The organism is Kitasatospora sp. NPDC088548 (assembly GCF_044753005.1).
Taxonomy (GTDB): domain Bacteria; phylum Actinomycetota; class Actinomycetes; order Streptomycetales; family Streptomycetaceae; genus Kitasatospora.
On the sequence record NZ_JBIVMI010000038.1, the window covers coordinates 14,454 to 31,309 of the forward strand.

The following is a 16,856-nucleotide window of genomic DNA, read 5'->3' on the forward strand; positions in this document are numbered from 1 at the left end:
CTACGCCCGCCGCCCGGCTCCCCGGGGCAGCCGGCGGGCGAGAGCCCACAGCACCAGGCCGCCCAGGCACCAGCTGGCCACCACGTCCAGCAGCCAGTGGTAGTCGCTCCACAGCAGTCCGAGACCGACGCCGACCGAGAGCAGCACGGCGCCCGCGGTCAGCCGCCGCCCCGCGCGGGCGCCGACGGTACGGGCCACCAGCAGCGCGGCGACGCCGTACGCCAGGGTCGCGGTGGCCGTGTGCCCGGACGGGTACCAGCCCCACTGGTCCGCCGCCAGCGGCACCCCGAACGGGCCGGGCCGGGCGAACCAGGCCTTCGCCGGGACGACCAGCAGCGGGATCAGCCCGGTCGTCAGCACCGCCACCACCGCCGGCAGCCACCAGCGCGGCGCCCCGGCCCGGCGGGACCGCCCGGCGGCCAGCGCGCCACCGGTGAGCAGCACCGGGACCGCCGGGACGGAACTCCCGAGGTCCGACAGCGCCTTGCCGAGGTGGTTGAGCAGGGTGCTGTGCAGGTCGTGCCTGGCCGCCCGGACGGTGTGCCGGGCCCAGTGGTCCAGACCGAGCAGCGGGCCGTCGACGGCCACCTGCCAGGACACCAGCACCAGCACGACCGCGAGCACCAGCGGCAGCGCGACCGATCCGGCCAGGCGGCCCACGACGCGAGATGGCCGCCCCGGAGCAGGGGGGGTAGCTCCGGGGCGGCTCTGACGATCGCCGTTCCGTGCGCCCCGGGGGGTGTGGGCCGGACGGTCGGTCGATCGGTCTTCGGTGTGCGCCGCCTTCTCCGAGGCGGCCCGGTCGTCCTCGCGGACGACTCGCGGATCCGCCGGCGAGGGCGGTGCCGCGGACCGGTCCGCCAATGGCTGAGGCTCGCTGTCCATCTGTCATGACCCTACGTCAACGGATTTGCCCCGCCGAGGAGCTTCGGCGATTCCGCACAGCATCTTCACCGCCCGCCGGGCCAGGCCGCGGCGTCCCCCGTACAGCTGCCCGAACCGGCTCGAACCCGCTCGAACGGCCGAACGTAACGAACCGGCGGTGCAGACCGAACGGCCCGCGGGGACCAGAGGTCCCCACGGGCCGTTCAGCGCTGTCCGGACATCCCTCCGGCGGGTGTGTCACCTGTCGGGCTCCACCGGCTCAGAGGGCGGCGAAGGCGCCCTCCAGGATGTCCAGGCCCTCGTTGAGGAGGTGCTCCGGGATGACCAGCGGCGGCAGGAAGCGCAGCACGTTGCCGTAGGTGCCGGCGGTCAGCACGACCAGGCCCTCGGCGTGGCAGGCCTTGGCGATGGCCGCGGTGGCCGCCGCGTTCGGCTCCTTGCCACCCGGCTGCACCAGCTCGACGGCGATCATCGCGCCGCGGCCGCGGACCTCGCCGATGATGCCGAACTTCTCCTGCATCTCCCGCAGACGGCCCAGCATGATCTCGCCGATCCGCTGCGCCTTGCCGTTGAGGTCCTGCTCCTTCATGGTCTCGATGGCGCCCAGCGCGGCGGCGCAGGCCACCGGGTTGCCACCGTAGGTGCCGCCCAGGCCGCCGGCGTGCGCGGCGTCCATGATCTCGGCGCGACCGGTCACCGCGGACAGCGGCAGACCGCCGGCGATGCCCTTGGCGGTGGTGATCAGGTCCGGGACGATGCCCTCGTCGTCACAGGCGAACCACTGGCCGGTACGGCAGAAACCGGTCTGGATCTCGTCCGCGACGAAGACGATGCCGTTGGCCTTCGCGAACTCCACGATCGCCGGCAGGAAGCCCTTGGCCGGCTCGATGAAGCCGCCCTCGCCCTGGATCGGCTCGATGATGATCGCGGCGACGTTGTCGGCGCCGATCTGCTTGTTGATGGTCTCGATGACCTGCGCGGCGGCCTCGGCGGCGGCGTTCTCCGCACCGGTCAGCCAGCGGTACGGGTAGGCCACCGGCACCCGGTAGATCTCCGGGGCGAACGGGCCGAAGCCCTGCTTGTACGGCATGTTCTTCGCCGTCAGCCCCATGGTGAGGTTGGTCCGGCCGTGGTAGCCGTGGTCGAACACCACGATGGCGGTGCGCTTGGTGTAGGCGCGGGCGATCTTCACCGCGTTCTCGACCGCCTCGGAGCCCGAGTTGAACAGCGCGGTGCGCTTCTCGTGGTCGCCCGGGGTCAGCTCGTTGAGCTGCTCGGCCACGGCCACGTAGCCCTCGTACGGGGTCACCATGAAGCAGGTGTGGGTGAAGGCGGCCAACTGCTCGGTCGTCCTGGCCACCACGGCCTCGGCGCTGTTGCCGACGTTGGTCACGGCGATGCCGGAACCGAAGTCGATCAGCGAGTTGCCGTCCACGTCCTCCAGGACGCCCCCGTTGGCACGGGACACGTACACCGGCAGGGTGGTGCCGACGCCGGCCGCCACCGCACCCAGCTTGCGGGCCTGCAGCTCCTGCGACTTCGGACCGGGGATCGCGGTGACCAGGCGGCGCTCCTGCGGGAGCGGCGTTGCGGCGCTCATGGGTTTCTCCAGACTTCTCGGCTCGGTGCTTCGCAGGCTACGGCCGCCCTCCCCGGCCGGGCATGCGCCACTCGGTAGCACTCAGCCGTCCGACTTGTCCGAGGCGGCCAGCGCGGGTAGTGCGACGGCCCGGCGGCTTCGCTCCACTACATTGAGCGCGGGCGTGTCGCCGGTGCGGCGGCATGGGTATGGCGGCACCGACGACGTCGGGCCGGGCGGGCGAGGGAGCGGGGCCGTACATGGGACTGGACGGGGCGCGGAGCCACGGCGAGCGGGCGACAGCCCCACCCCCTGCACCCATGCCCCACCAACGCCCCCACCGCCCGACGGGTGCGGCCGGGCCCGCCTTCGACCTCTCCGCCTGGGTCGCGGCCCCGCGGCCGGAGGCCGCCCCCGGCATCTACCGGCAGGGCTACCGGCAGATCGACCCCGACCGGGCGGAGGCCGGCAGGGTTCCGACGTGGCCGTTGCTCCTTCGTGCGGTGCTGAACGCAGTGGTGGGGTGGTTCGCCTACCTGTACGGAACACAGTTGCTGACGTATGTACTCGTCTGGTTCGGGGGGCAGACAGGCATCGGGCCCCTCGCCGAACCGTCTGAGTCCGAGGCCATGCTCACCCTCCTGGTCGTCAACGCGGTCGTCCTCGCCGTCGTGATCAAGGTCTTCGGCCGGATGGGCCGCTGGCCGGAGGTGTGGCGGCGCTACGTGGCGCCGCTGCTGTCGCGCACCGTGACCCAGGAGGCGCCCGCGGCGGACGCCGAGGTGGCGGAGGCGGCGGCCCGGTCGGCCGACCCCTGGGTCGTGCTGCGGGCCGGCGGGGCAGGCGTGGCCGCCGGGCGGCTGGACGGGGAAGCGGTCGGCGACATCGACTACGTGCGGATTCGGCAGGCGTGGGAGTCGGCGCAGGCGGATCCGGTGTTCGTGCCGGCCTTCGTCGCCCAGGTGGCGGCCCGCGGCGCGGCGGCGTTCGCGCACCCCTCCGAGGTGCGGGAGCTGCCGGGGCGGGACGAGCAGCACGATCTGCTGCTGCGTCAGGTCCGGCTCGGCACCACCCAGGACGTGCCGAAGAACCCGCTGACGCACCGGGCCGCCGGCTTCGCGCTGGACCCGGCCGTGCTCGGCACCTCGCTGCTGGCGGTCGGCCCGGCCGGGACGGGGAAGACGGCGCGGCTGGCCCGGCCGGTGGCCGAGGCGCTCTGCCTGCAGGCACTGGCCGGCACGGCGTGCGCGGTGGTGATCGGATCGGCGGAGGCGGACCTCGGGCCGGACGCCTGGTACGACGTGGTGATCGCCCCGGGCGACCCGGGCTCGGCGTACGGCCTGGACCTCTACGGCGCGGCGCGGGATCCGGACGAGGCAGCCGCCCGGCTGGCCGAGGCGCTGCTGCCGGACGAGTTGACGGCCCGCGCGGAGAGCGCCCGGACGGCGCTTCAGCAGGTGGTCGGCCCGTTCCACGCCGCGTACGGCCGCTACCCGGGTGTGCGCGAACTGCGGGCGCTGCTCGGGGGTGAGACGGAGGCGCTGGGCGCCCTGGCGAAGGCGCTCGGGACGGCCGGCCGGCTGGCCCTGTACGAGCGGGACCTGGCCCACCGTGAGCGCCAGCGGGGCCGGGCGGACGATCCGGGGGCGCTGTTGGCGGACCGGTTGGCGCTGCTGGACCGCCCGGCCTTCGAGGGGGCGTTCGCGACCGACGGGACCGGTCGGCCGCCGTTCGCGATGCGGGTGCTGGACCATCCGCTGCGGGTGCGGGTGAAGCTGCCCGAGCGCGGTCACCCGGAGGCGGCGCGGATGCTCTCGCGGCTGGTGGTGGGCCAGTTCGTCCAGGCCGCCGGCGTTCGCGAGGACCGGTCGCTCTTCGCCGGCCTGGTGGTGGACGACGTCTCGGCGGCGCTGGACGCCCACACCGTCCGGGGTCTGCAGCGGATGCGCGGGGCCAACGCGGGCGCCGTGCTGCTGCTGCGGACCCTGGTGGACCTGCCGGAGGCGCTGCGGGCGCCGCTGTTCGGCGCGGTCGGCTGCCGGATGGCGTTCCCGGGGATCGCGCCGTGGGACGGGCGGCTGTTCTCCGAGGCCTGGGGTACGCATCTGGTCCGCGAGACGGCGGTGACGCACACTCCGGACACCTCGGGCGGCCTGCTGCGCCGGGCCGGGCGGCTGGGGCGCAAGGCGTTGTCGGGGACCACGGCGCAGACCGAGTCCGTCACCACCCGGGAGGTGGAGCGGCTGCGCTGGTCGCCGTCGGACCTCGCGCACGCGCTGCCGGCGGGGCACGCGGTGGTGTCGCTGACAGCGGTGTCGGGGGAGCAGGTGCCGCCGTTGCTGGTGGACCTGCGGGACTGAACCGGCGGGCCGCGTTCCGCCGGGACGGCGCCCCCAGGTATCGCCTCGGAGGTGGATTCGGCAGTGCCGGTTGTCCGGAGCGTCCATAATGAAGGGGAGAGACCCTCGTCAGACCCTCCGCCCCTCTCCTCGCCCGGCCGCAACGGCGCGGTCGGGTCGTTCCCCCGAAGGTGCCATGCCTCCCACACTCGCCTCCGTCGTCCGCAACACCTCGCTCCATCTGACGGTCCTCGCCGGTGGGGACCATCTGGAACGGCCGGTCCGCTGGGTGCACACCAGCGAGCTGGACGATCCGACGCCGTTCCTCGAGGGTGGTGAGCTGCTCCTCACCACCGGGATCAAGCTGGGCCGCACCGCCGCCCGGCTCCAGGCGTATGTGCACCGGCTGGCCGACGCGGGCGTGGTGGGGCTGGGCCTCGGCGTGGGCCTGTCGCACACGGAGGTGCCGCAGCCGCTGGTGGACGCGGCCGCCCAGCGCGGGCTGCCGCTGCTGCGGGTGCCGGAGCCGACGCCGTTCATCGCGATCAGCAAGGTGGTCTCGGCGGCGCTCGCCGCCGAGCAGTACGAGGCGGTGACGACCAGCTTCGAGGCGCAGGAGGAGCTGACCCGGGCGGCGCTCGGCAAGGACGGCACCACGGCGGTGGTCCGCCGGCTGGCGGCCCGGCTGGGCGGCTGGGCGGCGCTGTACGACGGTTCGGGCGCGCTCTCGGTGGTGGCTCCGGACTGGGCGGCCCGCCGGGCCGGCCGGCTGGCGGCCGAGGTGGACCGGCTGCGCCGCCGTCCGGCGCCGTCGAGCGCCGCGTTGCAGGGCCGTTCGCCGGGGATAGACACGGCGGACGAGGACTACGTGGTGGTCCAGTCGCTGGGCGCGGACCGTCGGGCACGGGGTTTTCTCGCGGTCGGTACCGAGGACCGGATCACCCCGACCGAGCGGTATGTGCTGAACGCGGCGGTGGCGCTGCTGACCCTGACCCTGGAGCGTTCCCGGGAGCTGCGGCAGGCCGAGGAGCGGATGGGCGCCGCGCTGCTGCGGATGGTGCTGGCGGGCGAGGTGGGGACGGCCCGGCAGGTGGCGGTCGGGCTGTTCGGCGGTCTGCCGGAGGGGACGATACGGGTGATGGTGGCCGGTGCCGCGCAGGGCGTGGACGCCGCGGAGGCGCTCGGGGAGCTGGGCGACCGGGCCGAGCAGGCCGGCGCCCGGGTGGGGGAGAAGCTGTTGGTGGCGCGGGAGGACGGCGCGCACGGGCCGCGGCTGATGGTGCTGGCGCTGGACAACGGCGCGGTGCACCGGGCCTGTCTCGGCGCGGTGGAGGAGCACGAGGGCCTGTCGTTGGGCGTCTCGGCGCCGGCCGGGCTGGAGGAGTCGGGTACCGCTCACGCGCAGGCCGAGCGGGCGCTGGCGGTGGCGCTGCGCGGTGGCCGCCGTTCGGTGGACCACGAGGAGGTCGGCGCGGGTTCGCTGCTGCCCCTGCTCGGCGAGGACGCCGTGACGGCCTTCGCGGAGGGGCTCCTGCGCCCGCTGCGCGAGCACGATCGCACCGCGCGCGGCGACCTGGTGGCCTCGCTGCGGGCCTGGCTGTCCAGACACGGGCAGTGGGACGCGGCCGCCGCCGATCTGGGCGTGCACCGGCACACCCTGCGCTACCGGATGCGGCGGGTCGAGGAACTGCTCGGCCGTTCGCTGGACGACACCGATGTGCGGATGGAGCTCTGGCTGGCGCTGCGTTCCGGCGAGGAGTGACGGGAGCGACCGGAACGGCGGAAGCGGCGGAAGTCGCGGGAGCGGCGGGCCCGCTGGACGTGGTGGAGTGGCGGCGCCCGCGAACGCTACTCGGTGGCCAATCCGGTCGGCGCGCCGCCGCCCCTACCCTCGGTTCAGGTCCCACGTTCGTGGGGCCCTGAGGACGACGAGGAGAGGGCCGGTACCACGGTGACCACCACGTACGATTTCTGGCTGGCCGGCCGCCGGGCGAGCGGCGACGCGGACTTCGAGGTGTACAACAGCTGGGACGGCCGCCTGGTCGGCAAGGTCGGCATCCCGAGCGAGGCCCAGGTCGAGGAGGCGCTGGACGCCGCCGTCGCCGCGCTGCCGGTGTTCGCCGCGACCCCCGCGCATGTCCGCGCCGCCGCGCTGGACCACGTGGCCAAGCGTCTGGCCGAGCGCACCGAGGAGATCGCCCAGCTGATCACCGCCGAGAACGGCAAGCCGATCAAGTGGGCCCGCGGCGAGCTGGGCCGGGCCGTCTCCGTCTTCCGCTGGGCCGCCGAGGAGGCCCGCCGTACCAACGGCGAGACCATGCGGCTGGACACCGACCCGGGCGGCACCGGCCGCTTCGCGGTGGTGCGCCGCTTCCCGCGTGGTGTGGTTCTGGGCATCGCCCCGTTCAACTTCCCGCTGAACCTGGTCGCCCACAAGGTGGCCCCGGCGATCGCGGTCGGCGCCCCGATCATCCTCAAGCCGGCTCCGGCCACCCCGCTCTCCGCGATGGTGCTGGGCGAGATCCTGGCCGAGACCGATCTGCCGGCCGGCTCCTGGAGCATCCTGCCGGTGCCGAACGACCGGATGCCCGCCCTGGTTCAGGACCCGCGCCTGCCGGTGATCTCCTTCACCGGTTCGGACAAGGTCGGCTACCAGATCATGGACTCGGTGCCGCGCAAGCACACCACCCTGGAGCTCGGCGGCAACGCCGCGGCCGTGGTGCTCGCCGACTGGTCCTCGGAGGAGGACCTGGACTGGGCCGCCGCCCGGATCGCGATGTTCGCCAACTACCAGGGCGGCCAGTCCTGCATCTCGGTGCAGCGGGTGATCGCCGACGCGTCCGTCTACGACGCTCTGGTGGAGAAGGTCGTGGCCAAGGTCAAGGCCCAGGTCACCGGTGACCCGAACGACGAGGCCACCGAGGTCGGCCCGCTGGTGGACGAGAACGCCGCCAAGCGGGTGGAGTCCTGGGTGGACGACGCGGTCGCCAAGGGCGCCAAGGTCCTCACCGGCGGCACCCGCGAGGGCGCGACCTACGCCCCGACCGTGCTGGCCGAGCTGCCGGCCGACGCGATCCTGGCGAAGTCCGAGGTGTTCGGCCCGGTCCTGTCGCTGCACCGGGTGGAGGGCACCGACGAGGCCTTCGCCGCCGTCAACGACTCCGCCTTCGGCCTGCAGGCCGGCGTGTTCACCCATGACCTGCAGACCGCCTTCCGCGCCCACCGGGAGCTGGAGGTCGGCGGCGTGATCATCGGTGACGCCCCCTCCTACCGCGCCGACCAGATGCCGTACGGCGGCGTCAAGGACTCCGGCGTCGGCCGCGAGGGCGTCAAGTACGCGATGGACGACTACACGGTGGAGAAGGTCCTGGTCCTCACCGGCCTCGACCTCTGATCCGGCCGTAGCAGGGGCCCGGCACCGCGCGCGGTGCCGGGCCCCCGGCGTGTCGTGGCGGCCTCAGCCGCGCCCGGTCACGGCCGCGACGGCCTCGGCCACGGTGGTGTCGCCCGAGACCAGTTCCAGCGTCCGCCCGGCCGTGCCCGGTTCGTGCAGCAGCGCCGCCAGCACGGCGGCCACGTCGGCCCGGTCCACCGCGCCGCGCCCGGCCGAGGGGGCGAGCCGGACCAGGCCAGTGCCCGGGCCGTCGGTGAGCCGGCCGGGGCGCAGCACCGTCCAGTCCAGCGTGGTGCGGGCCCGGACGGCGTCGTCGGCCGCGCCCTTGGCCCGCAGGTAGGTCTCGAAGACCGGGTCGGCGGGGTAGCGGGCCGCGGCGTCGGCGCCCGTCGAGGAGATGATCAGGTAGCGCCGGACGCCGGCGAGTTCGGCGGCGTCGGCGAGCAGGACGGCCGCGTCGCGGTCGACGGTGTTCTTCCGGGCGGCGCCGCTGCCCGGACCGGCTCCGGCGGCGAAGACCACCGCGTCGGCGCCGGTGAGCAGCCGGGCGAGCTCGGGGGCGGTGGCGGCCTCCAGGTCGAGCGTCAGCGGCTCGGCGCCGGCGTCCACCAGGTCCCCGGCCTGTTCGGGCCGGCGGATGATCCCGGCGGGCCGGTCGCCGCGCTCGGCGAGCAGCCGCTCCAGCTTGAGCGCGATCTGTCCGTGGCCCCCCGCGATGACGGTACGCATGGCTCCGACGGTAGCCGGGGGGTGTCCCGGCGTCCTGTGGAGGCCGCCGGGCAGGACACAATGGGCGCATGACTTCGCTTGCCCACCCGCAGCTGCGTTTCACGCCGACCGTGCAGGACCCGTCCGCTCCCCGGGAGCTGGTGATCCTCGGTTCCACCGGGTCGATCGGCACCCAGGCCATCGACGTGGTGCTCCGCAACCCGGACCGTTTCTCCGTGGTCGCCCTGTCGGCGGCCGGCGGCCGGGTGGAGCTGCTCGCCGAGCAGGCCCTGCGGCTGGGCGTGCACACGGTGGCGGTCGCCGACCCGGCCGCCGAGCCGGCGCTGCGCGAGGCGCTGGCCGCCAGGGCCGGCGGCCGTGCGCTGCCCGCCGTGCTGGCCGGTCCGGACGCGGCGACCGAGCTGGCCGGGATGGAGTGCCACTCGGTGCTGAACGGCATCACCGGCTCGATCGGGCTGCGTCCCACGCTGGCCGCCCTGGCGGCGGGCCGGGTGCTGGTGCTGGCCAACAAGGAGTCGCTGATCGTCGGCGGCCCGCTGGTGAAGGCGGTGGCGAAGCCGGGGCAGATCGTGCCGGTGGACTCGGAGCACGCCGCGCTGTTCCAGGTGCTGGCCGGCGGTACCCGGGCCGAGGTCCGCAAGCTGGTGGTCACCGCGAGCGGCGGCCCGTTCCGCCGGCGGACCCGCGAGCAGCTGGCGGGCGTCACCCCGGCGGACGCGCTGGCGCACCCGACCTGGGCGATGGGCCCGGTGGTCACGGTCAACTCGGCCACCCTGGTGAACAAGGGGCTGGAGGTGATCGAGGCGCACCTGCTGTACGACGTGCCGTTCGACCGGATCGAGGTCGTGGTCCATCCGCAGTCGGTGGTGCACTCGATGGTGGAGTTCACCGACGGTTCCACCCTGGCGCAGGCCAGTCCGCCGGACATGCGGATGCCGATCGCGCTGGGGCTGGGCTGGCCGGACCGGGTGCCGGACGCGGCGCCGGGCTGCGACTGGACCAAGGCCGCCACCTGGGAGTTCTTCCCGCTGGACAACGAGGCCTTCCCGGCGGTGGAGCTGGCCCGCGAGGTGGGCTCGCTGGGCGGTACCGTGCCGGCCGTTTTCAACGCCGCCAACGAGGAGTGCGTGGACGCGTTCCTGAACGGCCGCCTCGCTTTCACGGGAATCGTGGACACTGTTGCCAAGGTCGTGGCCGAACACGGCACCCCGGCGTCGGGAACTTCTCCGACCGTCGAGGACGTCCTGCACGCGGAGGACTGGGCCCGCGCCCGGGCCCGCGAGCTGGCGGCCGGCTGACGACGGCGCACGACCCCTGACGACGACGAGCGGAGCGGCATGACGGAGGACCAGCGGTGGCAACGGTTTTGACGGTGGTCGGCATCCTGGTCTTCGCGGTCGGGCTGCTCTTCTCGATCGCCTGGCACGAGCTCGGCCACCTCTCGACGGCGAAGCTGTTCGGCATCAGGGTGCCGCAGTACATGGTCGGCTTCGGCCCGACCATCTGGTCCCGGCGCAGGGGTGACACCGAGTACGGCATCAAGGCGATCCCGCTGGGCGGGTACATCCGCATGATCGGGATGTTCCCGCCCGGCGAGGACGGGCGGATCACCCAGCGCAGCAGCTCGCCCTGGCGGACGATGATCGAGGACGCCCGGGAGGCCTCCTACGAGGAGCTCCAGGAGGGTGACGAGCAGCGGCTCTTCTACACCCGCAAGCCGTGGAAGCGCGTCATCGTGATGTTCGCGGGCCCGTTCATGAACCTGATCCTGGCTTTCGGGCTGTTCCTGACGGTGATGATGGGCTTCGGCGTCACGATGGCGGTGCCCACCATCCGCACCGTCTCGGAGTGCGTCGTCAAGGCCGGCCAGCCCACCGACGAGTGTCCCGCGGACGCCCTGCCGGCCCCGGCGTTCAAGGCCGGGCTGAAGCCGGGGGACAAGGTCCTCTCCTTCGACGGGGACCGGATCGGCAGCTACGACCAGCTCCAGGCGGACATCCGCAGGTCGGCCGGGAAGACCGTGCCGATCGTGGTGGAGCGCGGCGGGCAGCAGCTCACCCTCACCCCGACCATCGCCGTCAACGACGTCCAGAAGTACGACGCCAACAACATCCCGCTCAAGGGCCAGACCGTGCAGGCCGGGTTCCTCGGCTTCACGCCGAGCAGCGGGGTCGTCCGGCTGGGCTTCGGCCAGTCTCTCGACCGGATGTACGACATGGCCGAGGGCGGGGTGAAGTCGCTGGTCGCCCTGCCCGGCAAGATCCCGGGCCTCTGGCATTCGGTGGTGGACGGCACCCCGCGGGACGCCGACTCGCCGATCGGCATGGTCGGCGCGGCCCGGGTCAGCGGCGAGGTCTTCTCGCTCGAGATCCCCGGCAGCCAGCGGATCGCCACCTTCGTGAACCTGCTGGCCGGCATCAACCTGTCGCTCTTCCTGTTCAACATGCTGCCGCTGCTGCCGCTGGACGGCGGTCACATCGCCGGCGCGGTCTGGGAGTCGATCCGCCGGCGCACCGCGCGTCTGTTCAAGCGGCCGGACCCGGGCCCCTTCGACGTCGCCCGGCTGATGCCGCTGGCGTACGTGGTGGCCAGCGTCTTCATCGGCTTCACCCTGCTGGTGCTGGTCGCCGACCTGGTCAACCCGGTCAAGATCAGCTAGCCGGCGGGTGTGCCCGGCCCCGGCCGGGTGCCGTACCGTTGGAGGCCGGGTACGCGGACATCGGCGTGCCCGGCCCGGCTGTCCCTACCCGCCGGACCGACGACCTCAACCCCGGGGAACCCTGCGCACATGACCGCGATCTCGCTCGGTATTCCGTCCCTGCCGCTCAAGCCGCTCGCCCGGCGCCGTGTCTCCCGGCAGATCATGGTCGGCAACGTACCGGTCGGCGGCGACGCCCCCGTGTCGGTGCAGTCCATGACCACCACGGTGACCTCGGACATCAACGCCACGCTGCAGCAGATCGCGCAGCTGACCGCCTCCGGCTGTCAGATCGTGCGGGTCGCCGTCCCCTCCCAGGACGACGCGGACGCGCTGCCGATCATCGCGAAGAAGTCCCAGATCCCGGTCATCGCCGACATCCACTTCCAGCCGAAGTACGTCTTCGCCGCGATCGACGCCGGCTGCGCCGCGGTCCGCGTGAACCCGGGCAACATCAAGGCCTTCGACGACAAGGTCGGCGAGATCGCCAAGGCCGCCAGGGCCGCCGGGACGCCGATCCGGATCGGCGTCAACGCGGGCTCGCTCGACAAGCGCCTGCTGGAGAAGTACGGCCGGGCCACCCCCGAGGCGCTGGTGGAGTCCGCGCTCTGGGAGTGCTCGCTGTTCGAGGAGCACGACTTCCGCGACATCAAGATCTCGGTCAAGCACAACGACCCGGTCGTGATGATCAACGCCTACCGTCAGCTCGCCGCCGCCTGCGACTACCCGCTGCACCTCGGCGTGACCGAGGCCGGTCCGTCCTTCCAGGGCACCATCAAGTCCGCGGTCGCCTTCGGCGCGCTGCTCGCCGAGGGCATCGGCGACACCATCCGGGTCTCGCTCTCGGCCCCGCCGGCCGAGGAGATCAAGGTCGGCAACCAGATCCTGGAGTCCCTCGGCCTGCGTCAGCGCGGCCTGGAGATCGTCTCCTGCCCGTCCTGCGGCCGCGCCCAGGTCGACGTCTACAAGCTCGCCGAGGAGGTCACCGCCGGCCTGGAGGGCATGGAGGTGCCGCTGCGCGTCGCGGTCATGGGCTGCGTCGTCAACGGTCCCGGCGAGGCCCGTGAGGCCGACCTCGGGGTCGCCTCGGGCAACGGCAAGGGCCAGATCTTCGTCAAGGGCGAGGTCATCAAGACCGTCCCCGAGTCGAAGATCGTCGAGACGCTGATCGAGGAGGCTCTCAAGCTCGCCGAGCAGATGCAGGCCGACGGCGTCGAGGCGGGTGCTCCGACCGTCGTCGCGGGCGAGTGACCACGCGGGTGGTTTGATCGCGGTGTTTTCCGAAGGCGGGGCCGTCCGTGCGCGGACGGCCCCGCGGCCGTAGCCGGGTGGGGCCACGGGATAGGGTGCGGCCAGAGTCGTCTAGTGAGGTGCTGTCTCGATGCTCGATCGAGGTGCGATGCTCCCCAGCTCGTTCCAGGCCGCCCGGGCCCTGGCGACCACCCGCGTCCTGGAGGCACCCGACCTCGCGGACACCCTGGAGGTGCTCCGCCGGGACCCGGTCGCCAACGCCTTCGTCGCCACCCGGGTCGAGGCGGTCGGTCTCGATCCCTGGCGGCTCGGCGGCGAGATGTGGGGCTGGTACGACGAGCGCGGTGAGCTGGACGCGCTCTGCTACGCCGGGGCCAACCTGGTCCTGGTGAACGCCGGGCCGCAGGCCGTCCAGGCCTTCGCCGAACGCGCCCGCCGGCAGGGCCGCCGCTGCTCCTCGATCGTGGGCCCGGCCGGGCCCACCGCCGCCCTCTGGGCACTGCTGGAACGCAGTTGGGGCCCGCCCCGCGAGATCCGGGCCCACCAGCCACTGCTCGCCACCGCGGTGCCGTCGGCCGAGATCGACCCCGACCCGCTGGTGCGGCGGGTGCGGCGGAACGAGATCGAGACGCTGATGCCGGCCTGTGTGGCGATGTTCACCGAGGAGGTCGGGGTCTCCCCGCTGGCCGGCGACGGCGGGCTGCTCTACCAGGCCCGGATCGCCGAACTCGTCTCCGCCGGGCGCTCGTTCGCCCGGATCACCGAGGACGGCCGGGTGGTGTTCAAGGCCGAGGTCGGGGCCGTCACGGAGGGCGCCTGCCAGATCCAGGGCGTCTGGGTGGCCCCCGAGTACCGCGGTCAGGGCCTGTCCGAGACGGGCATGGCGGCCGTGCTGGACATCGCCCTGCGCGAGGTCGCCCCGGTGGTCTCGCTGTACGTCAACGACTACAACCTGCGGGCCCGGGCGGCCTATCGGCGGGTGGGCTTCCGCGAGGTCGGCGCCTTCATGAGCGTCCTGTTCTGACCTCCGCCCGCGGGCGGGCCGGACGGGTAGTAACGTCCGGGGCATGGATCAGCTGACCGGGGTGACGATCGAGGCCATCGACCTTGCGACGTGGGCGCCGCAGGCCCTCGATGTCCAGGCGGTGGCGTTCGGGCTGACGCCCGAGGAGGTCGCGGTACGGCTGCACATCGTCGGGCGGCACGCCCAGCAGCCCGGGGTGATCGCGCTCGGCGCGCTGAGCGGCGGCCGGCTGGTCGGCTTCGGGTACGGGATGCCCAACCACCGCGAGCACTGGTGGAGCAGCGTGATCGAGCCCTACCTGGAGGCGCGCGGGTACGGCGACTGGCTGGACGACGTCTTCGCGGTCACCGAACTGCACGTGCTGCCCGAGTTCCAGGGGCAGGGGATCGGCTCCGGTCTGATCCGGACGCTCTGCGAGCGGTCCGGGCGGCCGCGCAGCATCCTCTCCGCGATCGACGCCGAGACGCCCGCCCGCCGCCTCTACCGCTCGCTCGGCTACCGGGACCTCGCCCGCGCGGTGCACTTCCCGAACACCGACCGCCTGTACGCGGTGATGGGCGCCCCGCTGCCGTTGCGCGGGCCGGGTCAGAGCACTCCGGCGAACTCCAGGTAGAGCTCGGCGTCCTCCCGGCGGCCCGCCGCCAGGGCGCGCAGGCCGAGGTCGGCCGCGCGGAACAGCGTCCAGCCGCGCAGCCGGTCCTGTTCCACCTCCAGGGCGTCGGAGAGCTGACGCAGCCGGCGGCGGGCCGCGGCGGCCGCGCCCGGGGAGCCGATCAGGGTGTCCGCCCGGTCCAGGGCCAGCCGGGCCAGGTCGTAGGCGCGTTCGCCGACCAGTGGGCGGGGATCGATCGCCAGCCAGGGCGCGCGGTCGGCGGCGAGCACATTGCCGTGGTGGAAGTCGCCGTGCAGCAGGAACATCTCGTCGGTGGAGGCGAGCAGTCCCTCGGCGGTCTCCAGGGCCTCGGCCACCAGGGCGGCGGCCTCGGCCGCGCCGGGCAGTTCGCGGTGGCGGCGCAGGCCGTCGGAGCCGACGGCCACCCGGCCGGCCAGGCTCTGGTAGGGGTGGCTCTTGGGCGCCGGCGTCCAGAGCCGGCGCAGCAGGCTGGTGGCCTCCAGCATCGCCTTCGGCTCGGCCAGCGAGCGCAGCGGGATCTCGCCGTGCAGCCGCTCCAGCAGCAGCATCCCCTCGGCGGGGTCGGCGTCCAGCAGCAGGACGGCGCCGCGGCCGGCCCAGTGGGTGAGGGCGGCGTGCTCCTGGGCGGTCTCCGGGGTGAGCAGGCCGGCCTTGAGGACGGCGGGGGTGAGGTCGTCGCGTCGGACGTACCCGATCAGGCTCAGCGCGCCCCCGGGGTCGAGCACCCGCTCCAGGGTGAGGTTCCAGCGGGCCAGATGGGTGGCCACGTGCGCGGGCAGCCCGGCCAGCCAGCGCCGCCCCGCTTCACCCTCGCCCTCGCCGACGCTGTGCGTCAGCCAGGCGGGGACGGTGATCTGCCCTGGTGCTGCCGACATGCTGGCCTTCCGGTTGGCGCTTCCCCCGTGGTACTACCCGTCCATTGTCGGCCATATCTGCGAAACCGCAGGTCAGCGACGCGAAGGGGATGAGCGGGGGAAGCCCGGCGGGCGGCGGGACCGCAGGTCAGGCGGTCGGTGTCGGGGTCGTGCCGGGGCCGGCGGTGCCGGGGGTGGGGACGGCCGGGTCGGGGAGGCCGGGGAAGGGGGTGGCGGCGGCGCCCCAGCGCCGGGCACGCAGGGCGCTGTCGCGCAGGGAGTCGGCGGCGGTGGCGCGCTGGGGGCCGGTGGTGGCGGCGACCAGGTCGGCGTAGACGGCCGCGAGGCGGGTCTCGATATGGGCGGCGAGCCGGCCCGCGCCCGCCGCGTCGGTGACGGCGAACGGCAGCTGGTACCCGGCGGCCGCGGCGCTCGGGGTGACGCCGACCCCGCCGAGCACCCGCTGCCAGGCGTCCCGCCGGGCCTGGTGGGCGGCCAGGGCGGTCCGGGCGTCGGCGCGCTGCTGGTCGTCGGGGAGCCGGGCGCCGACCACGCCGTAGCCGTAGACGGCGGCGTGTTCGGAGCTCAGCGCGCGCTGGAGGGCGGTGACGGCCTCCGGGCTCAGCCCCGCCCCACTGGCGGCCGCCGGGGGCGAGGCCGGCCCCGACGGGGAGGGCGAGGAGGAGGACGGGGCGGTGGTGGGAGCGGCGGACGGTACGGGCGGTGGCGGGGCCGGGGTGGTCGGCGGGGCGTCGTCGCCGAGGGCGACGGCGTGCAGGACCCCGGCGGCGGAGACGGAGGCGAGCAGCCGGGCCAGCTGGGGCGAGGCGGCGCCGAGGTCGGCGAGCCGGGCCTGCGCGGTCTGCCGTTCGAGCGAGGCGAGCGCGGCCTCGGTACCGACGGCCGAGGTCGGTGCCGTGGACGGGGACAGCGACAGGGACGCGGACGCGGAGGAGGCGGCGGTACCGGGGGAGACCGAAGCCGTCGGCAGCCCGGCGGCCAGCGCGGCCCGGTGCTGGACCACCTCGGCCCGCAGCGGCTGGAGCTGCGCGGCCTGCCCGGCACCCGGACCGGCCAGCAGGGCGTCGTACCCGGCGAGCAGGGTGTCGGTGTCGGTGACGGCGCGCAGCCGGACCGGCTCGTCCGGGTCGGGGCGGCGGCGGTCGCCTGGCCCGCCGCCGTCGCCGTCGTGGGAGCCGGTGCAGGCGGTGAGCGCGCCGCCCGCGGTGAGGAGCAGCCCAAGGGCCAGGAAGGTCCGTCGGCTGGGCGGCTGCATCGTCGTCACTCCGGGGCGTGTACGGGAGGACGGCCTGCCCGCCTGCCCTCGTTGGCGTGAATGATTACAGAATCCTCACGTAGCCGGGCACGGATTCGATCACACCGCGTCCCGGCCCGCCGGTGTGACCTTGCTCGCAGTGGGTGTCGCGCGGGCGGCCGTGCGCTGCCCGGAATCGGTGGTTGGCGGCTTC

The 16,856-nt window shown here is 74.1% G+C and carries 13 protein-coding genes; 8 read left to right on the plus strand and 5 right to left on the minus strand.

Features of this window, described 5'->3' with window-relative positions; genetic code table 11:
• The gene (locus ACIP82_RS33980; protein ID WP_400659078.1) at positions 1-660 is read right to left on the minus strand and encodes a phosphatase PAP2 family protein; all 660 of its coding nucleotides are present in this window, start codon (positions 658-660) and stop codon (positions 1-3) included.
• A 484-nt stretch (positions 661-1,144) separates the two neighbouring features.
• Positions 1,145-2,485 carry a 4-aminobutyrate--2-oxoglutarate transaminase gene (gabT, locus tag ACIP82_RS33985; protein ID WP_363611156.1) on the minus strand — a complete coding sequence of 447 codons (1,341 nt, stop codon included), beginning with the start codon at positions 2,483-2,485 and terminating at the stop codon, positions 1,145-1,147.
• Between the two features lie 299 nt (positions 2,486-2,784).
• Between gabT and ACIP82_RS33990 the strand changes: the two genes are divergently transcribed.
• The 3 genes from ACIP82_RS33990 (at position 2,785) to ACIP82_RS34000 (ending at position 8,197) form a co-directional block, all read left to right on the plus strand.
• Complete coding sequence (locus ACIP82_RS33990) at positions 2,785-4,824, plus strand: ATP-binding protein (protein WP_400659080.1); 2,040 nt, start codon at positions 2,785-2,787, stop codon at positions 4,822-4,824.
• A gap of 175 nt (positions 4,825-4,999) precedes the next feature.
• Complete coding sequence (locus ACIP82_RS33995) at positions 5,000-6,565, plus strand: PucR family transcriptional regulator (RefSeq protein WP_363611160.1); 1,566 nt, start codon at positions 5,000-5,002, stop codon at positions 6,563-6,565.
• Between the two features lie 189 nt (positions 6,566-6,754).
• Complete coding sequence (locus ACIP82_RS34000; protein WP_400659083.1) at positions 6,755-8,197, plus strand: aldehyde dehydrogenase family protein; 1,443 nt, start codon at positions 6,755-6,757, stop codon at positions 8,195-8,197.
• A gap of 63 nt (positions 8,198-8,260) precedes the next feature.
• Here the strand turns inward: ACIP82_RS34000 and ACIP82_RS34005 are convergent, their stop codons facing one another.
• Entirely contained in the window at positions 8,261-8,926 is a 666-nt protein-coding gene (locus tag ACIP82_RS34005) for an NAD(P)H-binding protein (protein WP_363611164.1), read from the minus strand.
• Positions 8,927-8,994: 68 nt separating this feature from the next.
• On the opposite strand from ACIP82_RS34005, the gene dxr reads away from it, so the two are divergent.
• From dxr to ACIP82_RS34030, 5 genes are all read left to right on the plus strand, one after another.
• Positions 8,995-10,224 (plus strand): 1-deoxy-D-xylulose-5-phosphate reductoisomerase, encoded by a 1,230-nt coding sequence (gene dxr, locus ACIP82_RS34010; RefSeq protein WP_363611166.1) that lies wholly within the window; start codon positions 8,995-8,997, stop codon positions 10,222-10,224.
• Positions 10,225-10,280: 56 nt separating this feature from the next.
• Positions 10,281-11,585 (plus strand): site-2 protease family protein, encoded by a 1,305-nt coding sequence (locus ACIP82_RS34015; protein ID WP_363611168.1) that lies wholly within the window; start codon positions 10,281-10,283, stop codon positions 11,583-11,585.
• Positions 11,586-11,714: 129 nt separating this feature from the next.
• The gene (gene ispG / locus ACIP82_RS34020) at positions 11,715-12,875 is read left to right on the plus strand and encodes a flavodoxin-dependent (E)-4-hydroxy-3-methylbut-2-enyl-diphosphate synthase (RefSeq protein ID WP_363611170.1); all 1,161 of its coding nucleotides are present in this window, start codon (positions 11,715-11,717) and stop codon (positions 12,873-12,875) included.
• A gap of 148 nt (positions 12,876-13,023) precedes the next feature.
• The gene (locus ACIP82_RS34025) at positions 13,024-13,899 is read left to right on the plus strand and encodes a GNAT family N-acetyltransferase (RefSeq protein ID WP_363611238.1); all 876 of its coding nucleotides are present in this window, start codon (positions 13,024-13,026) and stop codon (positions 13,897-13,899) included.
• A 43-nt stretch (positions 13,900-13,942) separates the two neighbouring features.
• Positions 13,943-14,512 (plus strand): GNAT family N-acetyltransferase, encoded by a 570-nt coding sequence (locus tag ACIP82_RS34030; protein WP_363611172.1) that lies wholly within the window; start codon positions 13,943-13,945, stop codon positions 14,510-14,512.
• On the opposite strand, the gene ACIP82_RS34035 is transcribed toward ACIP82_RS34030, so the two are convergent.
• Both ACIP82_RS34035 and ACIP82_RS34040 read right to left on the minus strand, forming a co-directional pair.
• A complete protein-coding gene (locus ACIP82_RS34035; RefSeq protein ID WP_400659086.1) occupies positions 14,485-15,408 on the minus strand; it encodes an aminoglycoside phosphotransferase family protein in 924 nt (307 codons plus the stop codon). The genes ACIP82_RS34030 and ACIP82_RS34035 overlap by 28 nt on opposite strands.
• Positions 15,409-15,535: 127 nt before the next feature.
• Positions 15,536-16,663, minus strand: coding sequence for a ferritin-like domain-containing protein (locus ACIP82_RS34040; RefSeq protein WP_400659134.1), 1,128 nt, complete (start codon positions 16,661-16,663; stop codon positions 15,536-15,538).
• Positions 16,664-16,856 lie beyond the last annotated feature (193 nt).